At 67.9% G+C, this 15,298-nt stretch carries 16 protein-coding genes; 9 read left to right on the top strand and 7 right to left on the bottom strand.

Annotated features, from left to right (window positions below; genetic code table 11):
• Positions 1–40: 40 nt before the first annotated feature.
• From gnd to E3U26_RS18875, 4 genes are all read right to left on the bottom strand, one after another.
• Positions 41–1,444, bottom strand: coding sequence for an NADP(+)-dependent, decarboxylating phosphogluconate dehydrogenase (gene gnd / locus E3U26_RS18890; RefSeq protein ID WP_499107227.1), 1,404 nt, complete (start codon positions 1,442–1,444; stop codon positions 41–43).
• A 173-nt stretch (positions 1,445–1,617) separates the two neighbouring features.
• Complete coding sequence (locus E3U26_RS18885; protein WP_116221248.1) at positions 1,618–2,922, bottom strand: TRAP transporter large permease; 1,305 nt, start codon at positions 2,920–2,922, stop codon at positions 1,618–1,620.
• A 45-nt stretch (positions 2,923–2,967) separates the two neighbouring features.
• Positions 2,968–3,558: a TRAP transporter small permease subunit gene (locus tag E3U26_RS18880; protein WP_036758266.1), complete on the bottom strand. Its 591-nt coding sequence runs from the start codon at positions 3,556–3,558 to the stop codon at positions 2,968–2,970.
• Between the two features lies 1 nt (position 3,559).
• A complete protein-coding gene (locus E3U26_RS18875; protein ID WP_114537920.1) occupies positions 3,560–4,546 on the bottom strand; it encodes a TRAP transporter substrate-binding protein in 987 nt (328 codons plus the stop codon).
• A gap of 242 nt (positions 4,547–4,788) precedes the next feature.
• Between E3U26_RS18875 and E3U26_RS18870 the strand changes: the two genes are divergently transcribed.
• Entirely contained in the window at positions 4,789–5,721 is a 933-nt protein-coding gene (locus E3U26_RS18870; RefSeq protein ID WP_114537919.1) for a LysR substrate-binding domain-containing protein, read from the top strand.
• 8 nt (positions 5,722–5,729) lie between these two features.
• Here E3U26_RS18870 and E3U26_RS18865 read toward each other — a convergent pair whose 3' ends face one another.
• Positions 5,730–6,761, bottom strand: a complete 1,032-nt coding sequence (locus tag E3U26_RS18865) for an L-idonate 5-dehydrogenase (protein WP_499107224.1) — start codon at positions 6,759–6,761, stop codon at positions 5,730–5,732.
• A gap of 7 nt (positions 6,762–6,768) precedes the next feature.
• Positions 6,769–7,716 (bottom strand): 2-hydroxyacid dehydrogenase, encoded by a 948-nt coding sequence (locus tag E3U26_RS18860; RefSeq protein WP_499107221.1) that lies wholly within the window; start codon positions 7,714–7,716, stop codon positions 6,769–6,771.
• A gap of 122 nt (positions 7,717–7,838) precedes the next feature.
• On the opposite strand from E3U26_RS18860, the gene E3U26_RS18855 reads away from it, so the two are divergent.
• The gene (locus tag E3U26_RS18855; RefSeq protein WP_036758260.1) at positions 7,839–8,630 is read left to right on the top strand and encodes an SDR family oxidoreductase; all 792 of its coding nucleotides are present in this window, start codon (positions 7,839–7,841) and stop codon (positions 8,628–8,630) included.
• Between the two features lie 175 nt (positions 8,631–8,805).
• Positions 8,806–9,798, top strand: a complete 993-nt coding sequence (locus tag E3U26_RS18850; protein ID WP_499107506.1) for a LacI family DNA-binding transcriptional regulator — start codon at positions 8,806–8,808, stop codon at positions 9,796–9,798.
• A 43-nt stretch (positions 9,799–9,841) separates the two neighbouring features.
• Here E3U26_RS18850 and E3U26_RS18845 read toward each other — a convergent pair whose 3' ends face one another.
• A complete protein-coding gene (locus E3U26_RS18845) occupies positions 9,842–10,516 on the bottom strand; it encodes a 4-carboxy-4-hydroxy-2-oxoadipate aldolase/oxaloacetate decarboxylase (RefSeq protein ID WP_036758317.1) in 675 nt (224 codons plus the stop codon).
• 223 nt (positions 10,517–10,739) lie between these two features.
• Between E3U26_RS18845 and E3U26_RS18840 the strand changes: the two genes are divergently transcribed.
• Genes E3U26_RS18840 through E3U26_RS18815 form a run of 6 tightly spaced genes read left to right on the top strand, consistent with a single transcriptional unit; the run spans position 10,740 to position 15,290 of the window.
• Positions 10,740–11,153 carry an acetyl-CoA carboxylase biotin carboxyl carrier protein gene (locus E3U26_RS18840; protein WP_036758257.1) on the top strand — a complete coding sequence of 138 codons (414 nt, stop codon included), beginning with the start codon at positions 10,740–10,742 and terminating at the stop codon, positions 11,151–11,153.
• On the top strand, positions 11,153–12,523 hold the full coding sequence (gene accC / locus E3U26_RS18835; protein ID WP_499107218.1) for an acetyl-CoA carboxylase biotin carboxylase subunit: 1,371 nt from the start codon (positions 11,153–11,155) through the stop codon (positions 12,521–12,523). The genes E3U26_RS18840 and accC overlap by 1 nt, the downstream gene beginning before the upstream one ends.
• Positions 12,516–13,160, top strand: a complete 645-nt coding sequence (gene pxpB, locus E3U26_RS18830) for a 5-oxoprolinase subunit PxpB (RefSeq protein ID WP_036758255.1) — start codon at positions 12,516–12,518, stop codon at positions 13,158–13,160. The genes accC and pxpB overlap by 8 nt, the downstream gene beginning before the upstream one ends.
• Positions 13,157–14,131: a 5-oxoprolinase subunit C family protein gene (locus tag E3U26_RS18825; protein ID WP_499107217.1), complete on the top strand. Its 975-nt coding sequence runs from the start codon at positions 13,157–13,159 to the stop codon at positions 14,129–14,131. Before pxpB ends, E3U26_RS18825 begins: the two co-directional genes overlap by 4 nt.
• Complete coding sequence (locus tag E3U26_RS18820; protein WP_499107216.1) at positions 14,131–14,529, top strand: hypothetical protein; 399 nt, start codon at positions 14,131–14,133, stop codon at positions 14,527–14,529. The genes E3U26_RS18825 and E3U26_RS18820 overlap by 1 nt, the downstream gene beginning before the upstream one ends.
• Positions 14,526–15,290: a LamB/YcsF family protein gene (locus tag E3U26_RS18815; RefSeq protein ID WP_499107215.1), complete on the top strand. Its 765-nt coding sequence runs from the start codon at positions 14,526–14,528 to the stop codon at positions 15,288–15,290. Before E3U26_RS18820 ends, E3U26_RS18815 begins: the two co-directional genes overlap by 4 nt.
• Positions 15,291–15,298 lie beyond the last annotated feature (8 nt).

Raw genomic sequence — 15,298 nt, 5'->3', positions numbered from 1 at the left:
GGCAAAGGCCGGACATCGAACTGCCAGGGATATTTGCCCCTCAGCTCTTCCCGCCCCAGGGTCCGTGATGGCTGTCCTGGCCGTCCAGCCGGTCGAAGCCATGCGCGCCGAGAAAGTCGCGCTGCGCCTGGATCATGTTCGCCGTGCCGCGGCCGGTGCGCATCATGTCGAACCAGCCAAGCCCCGAGGCCAGCGCCGGCAAGGCATGGCCGTGCAGCACGCCCTGCGCCACCACCGCGCGCAGCGCCGGCATCGCGGTCTCGAGCTTCTCGGCGAAGAACGGCGCCAGCACCAGGTTGCGCGACGGATCCTCGGCCAGCGCCGTCGCCATGTCGTTCAGCATCGCCGAGCGGATGATGCAGCCCGCACGCCAGACCCGCGCGATCCCCGGCAGGTCGAGCTGCCAGCCGAAGGCGCGGCCGGCGGCCTCGATCATCGCGAAACCCTGCGCATAGCACAGGATCTTGCCGGCGATCAGCGCCTGCTCCAGCTGGTCGCGCGCCAGGTCCAGCGCCTGCGGGGCGGCACCGAAACGCGCCTCGCCCGCCTTGCGCTCGTCGATGCGGGCCGAGACGTTGCGCGCCATCACCGCCGCCTCGATCACCGGGATCGGCGCCGCCAGGTGCTGCGCCTCGATCGCGGTCCAGCGGCCGGTGCCCTTCTGCCCGGCGGCGTCCAGGATCACGTCCAGCATCGGCTGGCCGGTCAGCGGATCGGCGGCGCGGGCCACCGCGGCCGAGATCTCGACCAGATAGGATTTCAGCACGCCTTCGTTCCAGCCGGCGAAGGTCTCGCCGATGGCGGCGGCGGACAGGCCGAGCCCGTCGCGCATCACGCCATAAACCTCGGCGATCATCTGCATGTCGGCATATTCGATGCCGTTATGCACGGTCTTGACGAAATGCCCGGCACCGGCCTCGCCCATCCAGGTGGCGCAGGGGGTGCCGTCCTCGGCCTGGGCGGCGATGGCCTGCATGACCCCTGCGACGCGGTCCCAGTCGGCCCGTGCGCCGCCGCCCATGATGGCGGGGCCGTGGCGCGCGCCCTCTTCGCCGCCCGAGACGCCCATGCCCAGGAAGCGCATCGGCAGGCCGGACGCCGCGCGGCGGTTGGTGTCGTGGAAATTGGCGTTGCCGGCGTCGATGACCAGGTCATCGGGGCCGAGCAGCGGCGCCAGCGCGGCGATCTGGTCGTCGACGGCCGGACCGGCGGGGACCATCAGGATGATGGCGCGCGGCGGCGCGATGGCGGCGACCAGGTCGGCCAGGCTCTCGGTCGGGATCACGCGATCCGCCAGCGCGCCGGCCTCGGCGTGGAAGCGGCGGGTCACTTCGGTGGTGCGGTTCCAGACCGCGATGGGAAAGCCCTTCTCGGCGATGTTCAGCGCCAGCGCCGCCCCCATCGTCCCAAGGCCGATAAGGCCGATCGAAGTTTCAGTTTTCATTATTCTTCTTTGCTCTGGACAGCGCATCCCCGAGGGACGCCGATTGATGATCGAAATGCAGCTGCGCGTTAGGCCGTGGCATGGAGCCTCTGATAGCGCCAACGGAACAGGCAGTCAAAGCCGACCTGCATGGCGCCCAGGCAAGAAGACCTGGGCGCCACGCCCTAGCGGGATCAGCCCAGCAGCAGGTTGGGCAGGAAGGTGACGATCCCAGGGAACACGGCCAGCATGATCGCAAAGCCGATCATGATCAGCAGGAAGGGGAAGGTGACGCGTGCGATATAGGCCGTGCTTCGGGCGGTGATGTTCTGGATGACGGCAAAGTTGAACGCCACCGGCGGCGTGATTTGCGCCATCTCGACCACCAGGACCATGAAGATGCCGAACCAGATCTTGTCGAAGCCCGCGGCCTCGACCAAGGGCAGCACCACCGGCAGGGTGGTCGCGATCATGGAGAAGCCTTCAAGCGCCGTCCCCAGCACCAGATACAGCACGATCAGCGCAACGATCAGCAGCATCGGCGAGAGGTTCCAGTCCGTCACCACATTTGCGACCGCGCCAGGAATGCCAAGGGTCGAGGTGATGTTGCCCAGCACCGATGCCCCAAGGATGATGATGCCCATGACCGAGCAGGTCTGCACCGTCCCCAGCAGAATGTCGCGCAGCGCCCGCAGGCTCAGCGCACCCTGCGACAGCGACACGAGGAAGGCCCCGACCACGCCCAGGGCCGCGGCCTCGGAAGGGGTCGCCAGCCCGCCATACATCGAGCCCAGCACGCAGAGGATCAGGAACATGACCGGCCCGAGATCCCGAAGGGCGGCAAGGCGCTGGCGGAACGGCATGTGGCGCAACGCCCGTTCGTTTTCGGGCACCAGGTCAGGCTTGGTGCTGGCGCGGATCATGATGTAGACGGCAAAGACCAGGGCAAGCAGGACGCCGGGGATGAAGCCGGCGGTGAAAAGCCGCAGGATCGATTCATTGGCCAGCACGCCATACATGATCATCACCGTCGAGGGCGGGATCAGGAAGCCCAGCGTCCCGGCACCGGCAAGGCTGCCGATGGCCAGGTCGGGCGAATAGCCCCTGGCCAGCAGCTCCTTCAGGGTCATGCGGCCGACGACCTGCGTCGTCGCGGCCGAGGATCCCGAAATCGCCGCAAAGATCGAGCAGCCGACGACATTGACATGCAGCAACCGGCCCGGAAGCAGGCCCGCCCAGGGCGCCAAGCCACTGAACAGCGTTTCCGACAGGCGCGTCCTGAACAGGAACTCACCCATCAGGATGAACAGCGGCAACGCGACCAGGTCGGGCGTCGTCAGGATGTTGAACAGGTATTGCGGAAACAGCCTGTCGACGGGCAGGCCGGTGAACAGCATTGCCAGGCCGATGGCCGTAGCCAGCAAGGCGATTCCGATCCAGGCTCCGATGGCCAATGTGCCGAAAAGAAGCCCGAACAGGCTTGCGACGATAGCGCCCATGTTTCTCCCCGATATTCCTTGTTTCGCGCGCAGGGGCGCTGTGGCTTACTCGATGGCGCTCGCGGCACCGAGGCTGGGTTTGTCGACGGCGTTTCCGCTGATGGCGGTGACGAGACGGGCGACCATCTGGAAGGCCAGGACGGCCGCGCCGATGGTCAGCACCAGTTGCGGAATCCACAAGGGCGTGAAGCTATCCTGGGAAACCTCGCCGTAGCTCCAGGTGCGATGCGTGAACTGCGCAAGCCAGATCGCCAGCGGCAGCGTGACTGCGGTCCCCAGGATGGCGGCGAAGATCTCGAACATCCTGGCATAGCGACCCTTGCCCATCGAGAGCAGCAGCTCCACCCGCAATTGCAGGCCCGCGCGCAGCGTCATGCCCGAGCCGAGCAGGAAGGCCGCGCCCATCAGATAGGCACTATACTCCCAGCCGATTCCGGTGCCCGTCGGAAAGGACGGGACATAGCGGCTGATCAGCGCCATCGCGGTGTCGATCAGCACGAGCAATGTCAGGCCCACGACACAAAGACCGGCAAGCCAGGCCGCGACAAGTGAGGCGAAGTCTGCCGCCCTTTGCAGGGCAGCCACAGCGCCGCGTTCAGCGACGGCTTCGGGGGCGAGGTGCCGCTCTCCGGCCATCTCAGTTGCCGCCTTTCGACGCGAGATAGGCATCGGCAATCGGCTTGGCCGCAGGAACCCGGTCAAAGAACTCTGCCTGAACCTGCTTGGCTTTCTCGACGATCTGGGCCTTCAGCTCGTCCGACAGCTCGACCACCTGCATGCCGTGGCCGGTCATGATCTCAAGGCTCTTCTGGTCGCTCTCGCGCGAGCTTTCCCAGAATTGCGGCTCAAGCTCGGCGGCGACCTTCTCGATGGCAGCCTGCTGTTCCGGCGAAAGCTTGCCCCAGGAATCCAGGTTGATCGTCACCGCGTTCGACCCCCAGGTGTGGTTGGTCGGATAGATGTGGCTCAGGAATTCCCAGAACTTGCCGTCCACGCCCGAGGTGGCAGAGGTCGCGACGCCACTGACACGGCCCGAGGCCAGCGCCGGCAGCAGCTCGCCCCAGGGCATGGCGATGCCGTCCATGCCAAGGCTGCTGACGATATCGACGGTATTCTTGTCAGCGCCGCGCACCGTGATGCCGCGAAAATCGCCTATGTCGTCGATCTCGGTCTTCAGATAGACATACTGGGCCGGCGACGGCACCATGTAGAGGATCTTCTGGTTGTATTGCTCGGCCAGCTTTTCGAATTCGGGGCGAAGGAAGGCATGGTATTCTTTCAACTCCTCCATCGACTCCACCAGGAAGGGCACGCCTTCGGCGCCGAACAGCGGATTCATCCCGACCTGCTGGCTGATGTTGATATCCGCCATGTCGGCCAGCCCGTCGCGAACCGCACCGAGTTGGTCGGGCCCCTTGAAGCCCAGCGACCCCGAGGTGGCGACGGTGATGACGACCTCGCCATCGGTGGCCTCTTTCACGGCTTCGGCGAAGCTCTTGGTGTTTTCCGCCATGAAGTTGCCGTCCGGCAGCACTTCGGACAGGCTGAGCCGGGTCTGCCCCATGGCGGCGCTTGCCATGACCAGCGCGGTCGCTGCCCCGCAGGCGATTGACTTCAGGATCATCGAACTCTCCCAATGTTGGCGCTTACCGCAGACGAACGGGACCAAGATCTCGCGGCTGCGGCGCGACAGTTTTGCAGTTTTGTGACCGTTGCACCTGTCACCCTAGCGACAGGCCCATCGCTGCGAAAAGAACAGTTCGGTCTGACATGATCGCGAATGCTTATACATCGGTGCGCCCCACGCGCCGACCCAATAGAATGGCCGCGCGGCCGGGCAGAATCGCGCTTCAGGGGTGTATTATCATGGACATACGCAGGCTTTACGCCTTCATGAAGATCGTGGACATCGGCAGCATCACGCGGGCATCCGCGATCCTGCACATCGCCCAGCCGGCGCTGAGCCAGCAGATCGCCGCACTGGAAACCCATTTCGGCAAGCCGCTGCTGCTGCGCTCGAAACGCGGCGTCATCCCGACCGAGGCGGGCAAGGTCCTGTATCGCCATTGCCAGATGATCATCCGGCAGATGAACCAGGCCGAGCAGGACATCGCCACCTCATCGGAAGAAATTACCGGCGCGGTCAGCGTCGGCTTCGCGCCGCTGGGCCTTGGTTCTCTTGTGGCGACGCAGCTGATGCGGACCATCCGCGAAAAGCATCCGGGGATCCTGCTCTATGCCAATGAGGCGGTCGGCGGCGGCGTGATCAGCGAACAGATCATGACCGGCAAGATGGACATCGCGCTGATCTTCGATCCCGGCAAGATCCCCAGCCTCAGCTTCGAGCCGATCTCGACGGAAGAGCTGTATTTCGTGGGAACGCAGATCGCCGAGCCGGAGGATGGCGAGATCTCGTTCGCCGAGGCCGTGTCCCAGCCGCTGATCCTGCCGAGCCCGATCCATACCGTCCGCCAGGTGATCGAAACCACGCTGTCGCGCGTCGGGACCAGCGCGCAGGTCGTCGCCCAGACCGAGTCGATCTCGTATCTGTCGAACGCGCTGGCCGAGGGGCTGGGCTGCACCATCCTGCCCGCATCGGCGGCGCAGGCCGTGCTGCGTCGCGTCCCGGATGCCCGGAGCTATCGCATCCGGCGCCCCAACATGAAGGTCGCCATGGCGATCTGCGTCTCGGCGCAGCTGCCTCTTTCGGAAGCGGCCGCCGTGGTGCGCGATCATCTGGTGCGGCTGGCAACAGAGATGGCGCAGTCCCCGGCGGCCTTCGGTTCAGCCCAAGGGTAGCGCGCCGCTCAGGCGAAAAGGATCTGTGCCTTGACCGCCGTGGCGCGGTCCGAGGCCAGCCGGAACGCCTGCTCGGCCTCGTCCAGGGCGACCTCGTGGGTGATCAGCGGCTTGACGTCGATCCGGCCCGCCAGCATGGCCTGGACGCCGGTCGCGAACTCCTGGTGGAACCGGAAGGAGCCGCGCAGGTCCAACTCCTTGGCGGTAAGCGCCGTCATCGGCAGCGGCATGTCGCCGCCCAATCCCAACTGCACGACCACGCCGCGCGGCCGCATGGCCGCGATGGCCGGCGCGATGGCCGCGGCGACACCCGTGCATTCGAACAGGACATCGAAGCTTCCCTTGCCCACGGCAAAGGGCGACAGGCCATCCGGCGCCGTGCCGGTGTTGACCGTCAGATCCGCGCCGCATTGGCGCGCCATCGCCAGCGTGAAATCCGACAGGTCCGTCGCAACGATCTCGCCCGCGCCCGCCAGCCGCGCCGACAGGATCGACAACAGGCCGATGGGGCCGCAGCCGGTGACGAGCACGCGCTTGCCCAGCAATTCCCCGGCCCGGCGCGCGGCGTGCAGCGTGACCGCCAGGGGCTCGGCCATCGCCGCCTCGCCCGGCGCCAGGCCGTTGGCCAGCACGCATTGCGTGGCATCCGCCACCAGCTCCTGCCGGAACGCGCCCTGGATATGCGGGAACGGCATGGCCGAGCCGTAGAAGCGCATGTTCTCGCAATGGTTGGGCAGCCCCTCGCGGCAATAGCCGCAGTCCCCGCAGGGACGCGAGGGCGACACGGCGACCAGATCGCCGGGAACGAGCCCCGCCACGTCCGGCGCGCATTCGACGACATGGCCGGAAACCTCATGGCCAAGGATCATCGGCTCGCGCAGCCGCACCGTCCCGAAGCCGCCGTGGTTGTAGTAATGCAGGTCCGATCCGCAGACCCCGCCAGCCGCAAGGCGGATGCGCACCTTTCCGGGGCCAAGCGCCTCGGGCTCGCGTTCCTCAATGCGCAGATCCCTGGCGGCGTGGATGACGATCGCTTTCATGGTGGCCTCAGATAACCGGGGTAAGCAGGGGCTGGCCGGCGAAATGCGCCGCCAGGTTGTTACGGACCAACTCGCCCATCGCCTTGCGCGTCTCGATGGTGCCCGAGGCCTGGTGCGGCTGCAAAAGCACGTTCGGCAGGTCCAGGAAGCGCGGGTCGATCCGGGGTTCGTTATCGAAAACATCCAGCGCCGCCGCGCCCAGCCGGCCGTCTTGCAGGGCAGCGATGAGCGCCTGCTCGTCGATGTTGGAGGCGCGCGAGACATTGACCAGCACGCCCTCGGGGCCCAGCGCCTCGATCACCTCGCGATTGACGATGTGCCGGGTCTGCGCCGAAGCCGCCAGCGCGACGAACAGGAACTCGGAATGCCGCGCCAGCCCGACCGGATCGGCGATGAAGGTCAGGTCGGTGGCATAATCCTTGGCCGCGACATCGGAATAGGCGATGTCCATGCCAAAGCCGCGCAGACGCTGGGCGATCTCGAAGCCGATCCGGCCCAATCCCAGGATGCCGGCCTTCTTGCCCCAGATGCGGCGCTGCAGCGGATAATTACCCTTGGCCGCCCAGTGGCCGCCCCGCACCCAGGCCTCGGCGCCGACGATGCCGCGCGCGACGGCCAGCATCATCGCCACGCCCAGATCGGCCACATCGCCCGTCAGCACGTCGGGCGTGTTCGTCACCCGGATCCCCCGCTCGCGGCAGGCCTGCAAATCGACCGCGTCGAAACCCACGCCATAGACCGAGATCAGCTCGAGATTCGGGCAGGCCTCGATGACCTTGCGGCTGGCCCCCAACTCGCCCCTGGTGGCGATGGCCCGCACATGCGCCCCGCATTCGGCAAGGAAGGCATCCTTGTCCGCGGCCTCGAAATAACGGCGCAGGTCGTAATCCGCGTTCAGCGGAACTTCATCCCATTCTGGATAGGCCCCCATCTGCAGGACTACCGGCTTGCTCATCGTCTTCTCCATCATGGTGCGGGATTTTCCGATCGCCCCTTCAGCGGGCCCTTGACTCGGATTGTTATCGATAACAAACACGAGTCGAACGGATTTGTCGAGCCCCAAACGGAGGATCTGGGATGGCCGGAACGAATGGATTTGTGGAAAGCATGTTCGGGTTGGCGGGCCGCCGCGCGCTGGTGACGGGGTCGTCGCAGGGCATCGGTCACGCGCTGGCGCGGGGGCTGGCGAAAAGCGGCGCCGCGGTCGTGCTGAACGCCCGGAACCCGGAACGGCTGGAGGAGGCGCGCGCCGCGCTGCAGGCGGAACTGCCCGAGGCCGAGATCCGGGCCCTGCCCTTCGACGTGACGCGCCATGACGAAGTCCGCGCCGCGATCGACGGTTTCGAGGCCACGACCGGCCCCATCGACATCCTGGTCAACAATGCCGGCATGCAGTATCGCACGCCGCTCGAAGATTTCCCGGCTGACAGGTTCGAGGCCCTGCTGCAGACCAACATCGCCTCGGTCTTTCACGTCGGCCAAGCGGTGGCGCGGCACATGATCCGGCGCGGCCGCGGCAAGATCGTCAATATCTGCTCGGTCCAGACCGCATTGGCACGGCCGGGCATCGCCCCCTATACCGCCACCAAGGGCGCCGTCGGCAACCTGACCAAGGGCATGGCCACGGACTGGGCCCGCCACGGGCTGCAATGCAATGCCATCGCGCCGGGATATTTCGACACGCCGCTGAACGCCGCGCTGGTCGCGGACCCCGACTTCTCGGCCTGGCTGGAAAAGCGCACGCCCGCCGGGCGCTGGGGCCTGGTCGAGGAACTGGTGGGGGCCTGCATCTTCCTGTCCTCGGACGCCTCGAGCTTCGTGAACGGGCACACGCTCTATGTGGACGGGGCGATCAGTGTTTCGCTCTAGGCGCGCATCATCCCCTCGTGCCGGGCGGCCGGCGCGAGGCCCGCTGCGATTCCCGCGGCAGGCCGGCCCATGCCGCGGGGGTGTTGTGACCGCATCCCGCAGCGTCTAGCCTGCCCTTTCGGCAGGGGCATGTGGCGGCATGAGCAGGGACGGATTTCACAGCGCAACCGTGAAGATGGCGGATATCGCCAAGGCGGTCGGGGTTTCCGCGATGACCGTCTCGCGGGCCTTTCGCGGCGACGAGGGCGTCAACTCGCAGACACGGGCACGGATTCTGGCCAAGGCCGAGGAGCTTGGCTATGTCTTCGACGCAACCGCCGCCAGCCTCAGGCAAAACCGGACCGGCTTCGTGGCGGTCACCGTGCCCTCGATCAACAATGCAAACTTCGCGGAAACCGTGCGGCAACTCTCGCGCGGGCTGTCCCGGAACGGCTTGCAGATCCTGCTGGCCAATACCGAATACGACCCGCACGAAGAGGAAAGGCTGATCGGCCAGCTGCTGCGCCGCAAGCCCGAGGCGATCGTCCTGACAGTGGGCGACTATACCCGCAGGACGCGGCAAATGCTGCGGGCGACGCGGATTCCCGTGATCGAGATCTGGGACCTGCCCGCCGAGCCGATCCGGCATGTGGTGGGCGTTTCCAACACCGCTTGCATTGGCCGGCTGGTGGATCACCTGGTCGCCTCGGGCTATCGCGACATCGCCTTCATCGGCGGTGAATCGCCGCGCGATCCGCGCGGCGGCCAGCGCCGACGCGGCTTTGTCCAGGCGATGCGCCGCCATGGGCTGGACGACACGCGGCTGGTTCCCGCGGGCACCGCTCCGGTCGGAATGGCCGAAGGGGCGCAGGCGCTCGGGACGTTGCTGGACAACCATCCGACGACACGGGCGGTCGTCTGCGTCTCGGACCTGGTGGCTTTCGGGGTGATCTCGGAATGCCAGAGGCGGGGCATCGGCATCCCCCGCGATCTGGCGGTGGCCGGCTTCGGCAATTACGAGATCGGCAAGATCAGCGTGCCGCGCCTGACCACGATCGATGTCCATGCCGGCACCATCGGCGGCAAGGCCGCGGATCTGATCGTCGCCCTGCTGCGACAGGATTCCGACGCGCCGCCCGCCCGGATCGAGATCCAGACGGACCTGATCGTGCGGGAATCCTCGGCCTGACCCCGCGCCCCGGCGAGGCGCAGGACATGTCTTAAGGGGCTCGTCAAAGATCGGTGGTCAGGCCCTTGGCCTTCAGCACCGCCTCGAGATTGCAGACGTCGATCACCGTCCGGCCGGATTTGTAGGCCTCGATATAGCCGGCCTCGTCCGCTTCGCGGGCGGCGGATTTGCGCGCCACCTCGGCGGCATCCTCGCGGCGCACGACGACCAGGCCGTCCGCATCGCCCCGGATCACGTCGCCCGGCCGCACCACCTGGCCGCCGATGACGATGTCGCCGTTGATCTGGCCCAGCGTTTCCTTGACCGTGCCCTTGATGCAGACGCTCAGCGAAAACACCGGCAGGCCCAGCCGGATCAGTTCCTGCGTGTCGCGCACCCCGGTATCGGTGACGACGCCGGCAATGCCCTTGGCCAGGCAGGCATTGGCCAGGACGTCGCCGAAACAGCCCGCCTCCTCGTATTCCCCGGCCGAGACGATGACGACGTCGCCGGGCTGGGCATAATGGATCGCCAGTTGCAGCATGATGTTGTCGCGCGGCGCGCTTTGCACGGTGAAGGCGGGGCCGCAGACCGACATGGCGCGGTCGACGGGCTTCAAGCGCGAACTCAGCGCGCCCAGCCGACCCTGCGCCTCGTGAATCGTGGCGCTGCCGAATTTCGACAGCGCGGCCACATCCGCCGCGGCGGCACGTTCGATCCTGGTGATGATATGGGGCACGTCGTGCTTCTCCTTGCTGGAATATCGCGGCCGGGGCCGGGGGTGATCGGCCGGCAGCATAGGAAGGACGCAGCCCCCAGGCATAAGAGCGTCTGCATCTGATGTGATCGGGTTTCGCGATGCCCCGCACCGGGTCATGCGAAACCGCTCTGACATCATTGCAAAGCGGCGGTGCTACCAATCGCAAAAGAACGCAACTTCGCACAGGGACGACGCCCTTCGCATGCCGATCACCATCGACTCCATCATCGCGGGGATGGAATGGGCCGCAGACAACCATCTCGCCGAGTTCGCCTTTTCGGCCGAGGGGCACCGGATCACCATCCGCCGCGGCGCGGCCGGCGGCGCCCAGCCCGCGCCACCCGCCGCCGCGGCGGCAGCGCCGCCGGTCCCGGCACCCGAGGCGGATGCCGTCACCGCCCCGCTGGCCGGCCTGTGCCACCTGCGCCCCGAATCCGGCGGGGCGGCCTTTGTCGAGCCGGGCGCCCGCGTCGAGGCCGGCCAGACGATCTGCATCATCGAGGCGATGAAGATGATGACCCCCATACCCGCGCCCCAAGCAGGCACCGTCGAGGCCATCCTGGTCGGCGACGGCGCGACGGTCGAGGCCGGCGCACCGCTGATGAGGATCCGCTGATGGCCGCGATCGACATGGACTGCCTGCTGATCGCCAATCGGGGCGAGATCGCCCTGCGCATCATCCGCGCCTGCCGCCGGCTGGGCCTGCGCGTCGTCTGCGCGCATTCCGAGGCGGATCGCGACGCGGCCTGGCTGCCGCTGGCCGACCAGGCGATCTGCATCGGCCCCGCGCCCGCCGCCAAGAGCTATCTGAACATCCCCACCCTTCTGGCGGCCGCCGAGGCCAGCGGCGCGGGCCTGATCCATCCCGGCTATGGCTTCCTCTCGGAACGCCCGGAATTCGCCGAGGCCGTCGAGGCGGCCGGCCGGCGGCTGGTCGGACCCAGCGCCTCGGTCATGCGGATGATGGGCGACAAGGTCGAGGCCAAGCGCGCCATGATCGCCGCCGGCCTGCCCTGCGTGCCCGGCCCCGACAGCGTGCTGCCGGACGATCCCGAGGAAATCCGCCGGATCGCCGCCGGGATCGGCTATCCCGTCATCCTGAAGGCGGCCGGCGGCGGCGGCGGGCGCGGCATGCGCGTCGTGCGGGCCGAAGCCGAGCTGGCCGGCGCCTTCATGGTCACGCGGCAGGAGGCGAGCCGCTTTTTCGGCAATGCGGACATCTATATCGAGAAATTCCTCGAAAGGCCGCGCCATGTGGAAATCCAGGTGCTTGCCGATGGGCATGGCCATGCGCTCTGGCTGGGCGACCGCGACTGCTCGATGCAGCGCCGCCACCAGAAGCTGATCGAGGAAGCCCCCGCGCCAGGGATCGACCGCGCGCTGATCGCGGAAATCGGCGAACGCTGCGCCGCCTCCTGCCGCCGGATCGGCTATGTCGGCGCGGGCACCTTCGAGTTCCTCTTCGAGGACGGGCAGTTCTATTTCATCGAGATGAACACCCGTATCCAGGTCGAACACCCGGTGACGGAAATGGTCACGGGGCTGGACATCCTGGCCATGCAGATCGACGTGGCGCGCGGCAACCCGCTGCCGATCACCCAGGAACAGGTGCGCACCCTGGGCCATGCCATCGAATGCCGGATCAATGCCGAGGACCCGGACAGCTTCGCCCCCAGCCCCGGCCGGATCACGGCGATGCATGTGCCGGGCGGGCCGGGCATCCGCGTGGATACCCATGTCGGCGCCGGCTCGGAGATCCCGGCGAGCTACGATTCGATGATCGGCAAGATCATCGCCCATGGCGCCGACCGCGACGAAGCGCTGGCCCGCGCCCGCACCGCGCTGGACGAGGCGCGGGTGGAAGGCGTCTCGACCAATATCCCGCTGCACCGGCAGATGCTGGCGGACCCCGGCTTTTCGGCCGGGGGGGTCAGCATCCACCATCTCGAACACTGGCTCGAAGCACGGAAGTCCCGCCATGCCTGACGCGAAGCTCTCCATGATCGGCAGCCGGGCGGTGCTGTTCCAGCCCTCCTGCCCGTTCGATCTCGCCAACCAGCAGCGCATCTGGGCCATCGCCGACGAGGCCGCCACCTGGAAGGGTGTCCGCGAGGCCGTGCCCGGCATGACCAATGTCACCCTGCTTCTGGACCATGTCCCGACCGGGCTGGACCGGATCGAGAGGGATCTGGCCGCGCTGTGGGAAAGCGGCATCCGCAAGCAGGTCGAGGGCCGGCTTCTGGCGATCGACATGGCCTATGACGGCCCGCATCTGGCCGAGGTGGCCGGGATGACCGGCCTGCCCGTGGACCAGGTGGTGCGCTTGCATGCCGCGCCGGAATACACCGTCTATGCGGTCGGCAGCCATGCCGGCTATTGCTATCTGGGCGGTCTCGATCCCCGGCTGGAAACGCCGCGGCGCAAGGTGCCGCTGCCCCGGCTGCCGGGCGGGTCGCTGTCGCTGGCGGGGTTGCAGACCGGGGTCTCGGCCTCGGCGGGCCCCAGCGGCTGGAACACCATCGGCAGCACCGACCTGTCCTTCTTCGACCCCGAGCGCACGCCCGCCGCGCTGCTGCGGCCCGGCGACCGGATCCGCTTCAACCCCGTCGAGGTCAAGGCATGATCGAGGTTCTGTTCATTCCGCCCGCCGCGACGGTGCAGGATCTGGGGCGCGACGGCTACTGGTCGCAGGGCCTTGGCCGCGCCGGCGTCATGGATGCCCTGTCGCACGGCGTCGCGAACATGCTGCTGGGCAATGACGGCGATGCCGCGACGCTGGAGATCCCCTTGACCCCGGCACGGTTCCGGTTCCGGCAGGCCGGGGCCTTTGCGCTGGCGGGCGCGGCCTGCGGCGCGACGCTGGCCGGGCGCCCCCTGCCCCGCGTCTGGGCGGGCATGGCCGATGCGGGCGATATGCTGGAGCTTGGCCCGATGACATCCGGCGCCCGCAGCTATCTGGCGCTGCCCGGCGGGATCGACGTGCCGGCGGTGCTGGGCTCGCGCAGCACGCAACTGCGCGAGGCTTTCGGCGGGCTCGAAGGCCGCGTCCTTGCCGCCGGCGACGTGCTGCGCGCCGCGTCGGAGACGCTGCCGCTGCCGCCTGTGGGGCTTAGCCTGACCATGCCCGCGCTGCGCGCCGCGGGTGCCGAGGAGATCGAACTGCGCGCCCTGCCCTCGGCCGAGCATGGGGATTTCGCCCCGGCCTCGCGCGAGGCGTTCTGGACCACGCCCTACACGGTCAGCCAGCAAAGCAACCGCCAGGGCTATCGGCTGGAAGGCGAGACCCTGGCCTATGAGGCGTCCGGCGAATTGCGCTCGCACGGGATCGCGCCGGGGATCGTGCAGGTTCCGGGCGGCGGGCAGCCGATCATCCAGCTGGCCGATTCCGCGACCATGGGCGGCTATCCCAAGATCGCGGCGGTCATCGAGCCCGACCTGTGGCGCATCGCGCAGGCGCGGCCGGGCGACCGCCTGCGCTTTCGCCAGGTGACGCTGGCCGAGGCGGCCCTGGCCGCAAGGACGCAACAGGAATGGCTGGCCGGGATTCGCACGCAGTTGGAAGGATTTCTGACCCGGCAGAGGGGATGGCTCTGATGTTCGACAAGCAAGACCTCGCCCAGCTTCTGGACGCGATGCGCGCGCATGGCGTCGGCACGCTGGAAATAGAGGGCGGGGACATGTTCCTGCGCCTGGCCCTGCCGGCCGGGCCCGCACCGGCCACCGCGGCCGAGGCAAAGCCCGCGACCGCCACCGCCGCCGCGTGCAGCCCCGACATCGGCACCTTCCTGCCGCGCGGCAGCGACGACGGGCTGCCCGCGATCGCACCCGGCGACGCCGTCCGCGCCGCCGAGCTTCTGGGCTATGTCGCGCAGGGCGCCGTCCGCGCCGCCGTCACCGCCCCGGCGGATGGCATCATAGCGTCCGGCATCCCGGCGCCGGGCACCCTGTTCGGCCACGGCGACCCCGTCCTAACATTGGAGACCAAGCCATGATCATGGACATCAACTCGGACATGGGAGAGGGCTTCGGCCCCTACCGCATCGCCGACGACGAGGCGCTGATGGCGCAGATCAGCTCGGCCAACGTGGCCTGCGGCTACCATGCCGGCGATCCGGTCATCATGGACCGCACGATCCGGCTGGCCAGGGAGCATGGCGTCGACCTGGGCGCGCATGTCAGCTTTCCCGACCGCATGGGTTTCGGGCGCCGCCGGATGGACATGGACCTGCCGGAACTGGAATGCCATGTGCTGTATCAGCTGGGCGCGCTGGCCGGGCTGGCGGGCCGCGCCGGGCATCGCGTCACCCACATGAACCCGCATGGCGCGCTTGGCAATCTCGCAAGCTCCGATCCCGCCATCGCGGCGGCAGTGGCGCGCGCGACCATGGCCTTCGACCCCGAGATCGCGTTCCTGGTCCTGCCGGGCAGCGCCCTGGAACAGGCCGCGCTGGAGATGGGCGGCAACGTGGTCCGCCTGTTCCTGGCCGACCGCGGCTATCTGGCCAGCGGCCAGCTTGCCCCCCGCAGCCAGCCAGGGGCGGTGATTCACGACGCCGAGCAGGTGGTGGCCCGCGTCATGCGGGTCATCCGCGACCGGCAGGTCGACACGGTGGACGGCCAGGTCATCCCGATGCCGGTGCAGTCCATCCTGGTCCATTCCGACACCGCGGGCGCCGTCGAGCTGGCGCAGCGCCTGCGCAAAGGCATCACGGCCGGCGGCGCGACCATCGCCCCGCTGACCCGTCACATCTGACCCCCGGC

Origin of the sequence: Paracoccus ferrooxidans, assembly GCF_029909815.1 — a bacterium.
GTDB classification, from domain to species: domain Bacteria; phylum Pseudomonadota; class Alphaproteobacteria; order Rhodobacterales; family Rhodobacteraceae; genus Paracoccus; species Paracoccus versutus.
The sequence above is the reverse complement of the archived record's forward strand: the minus strand, read 5'-3'. Positions and strand labels throughout refer to the sequence as shown.

Coding starts and splice junctions, on each gene's coding strand:
- E3U26_RS18880 (WP_036758266.1), bottom strand. CDS start 3,558: ATGGCCGGAGAGCGGCACCTCGCCCCCGAAGCCGTCGCTGAACGCGGC.
- gnd (WP_499107227.1), bottom strand. CDS start 1,444: ATGAAAACTGAAACTTCGATCGGCCTTATCGGCCTTGGGACGATGGGG.
- E3U26_RS18840 (WP_036758257.1), top strand. CDS start 10,740: ATGCCGATCACCATCGACTCCATCATCGCGGGGATGGAATGGGCCGCA.
- E3U26_RS18860 (WP_499107221.1), bottom strand. CDS start 7,716: ATGAGCAAGCCGGTAGTCCTGCAGATGGGGGCCTATCCAGAATGGGAT.
- E3U26_RS18820 (WP_499107216.1), top strand. CDS start 14,131: ATGTTCGACAAGCAAGACCTCGCCCAGCTTCTGGACGCGATGCGCGCG.
- E3U26_RS18885 (WP_116221248.1), bottom strand. CDS start 2,922: ATGGGCGCTATCGTCGCAAGCCTGTTCGGGCTTCTTTTCGGCACATTG.
- E3U26_RS18870 (WP_114537919.1), top strand. CDS start 4,789: ATGGACATACGCAGGCTTTACGCCTTCATGAAGATCGTGGACATCGGC.
- E3U26_RS18815 (WP_499107215.1), top strand. CDS start 14,526: ATGATCATGGACATCAACTCGGACATGGGAGAGGGCTTCGGCCCCTAC.
- E3U26_RS18875 (WP_114537920.1), bottom strand. CDS start 4,546: ATGATCCTGAAGTCAATCGCCTGCGGGGCAGCGACCGCGCTGGTCATG.
- E3U26_RS18855 (WP_036758260.1), top strand. CDS start 7,839: ATGGCCGGAACGAATGGATTTGTGGAAAGCATGTTCGGGTTGGCGGGC.
- pxpB (WP_036758255.1), top strand. CDS start 12,516: ATGCCTGACGCGAAGCTCTCCATGATCGGCAGCCGGGCGGTGCTGTTC.
- E3U26_RS18850 (WP_499107506.1), top strand. CDS start 8,806: ATGGCGGATATCGCCAAGGCGGTCGGGGTTTCCGCGATGACCGTCTCG.
- E3U26_RS18825 (WP_499107217.1), top strand. CDS start 13,157: ATGATCGAGGTTCTGTTCATTCCGCCCGCCGCGACGGTGCAGGATCTG.
- accC (WP_499107218.1), top strand. CDS start 11,153: ATGGCCGCGATCGACATGGACTGCCTGCTGATCGCCAATCGGGGCGAG.
- E3U26_RS18865 (WP_499107224.1), bottom strand. CDS start 6,761: ATGAAAGCGATCGTCATCCACGCCGCCAGGGATCTGCGCATTGAGGAA.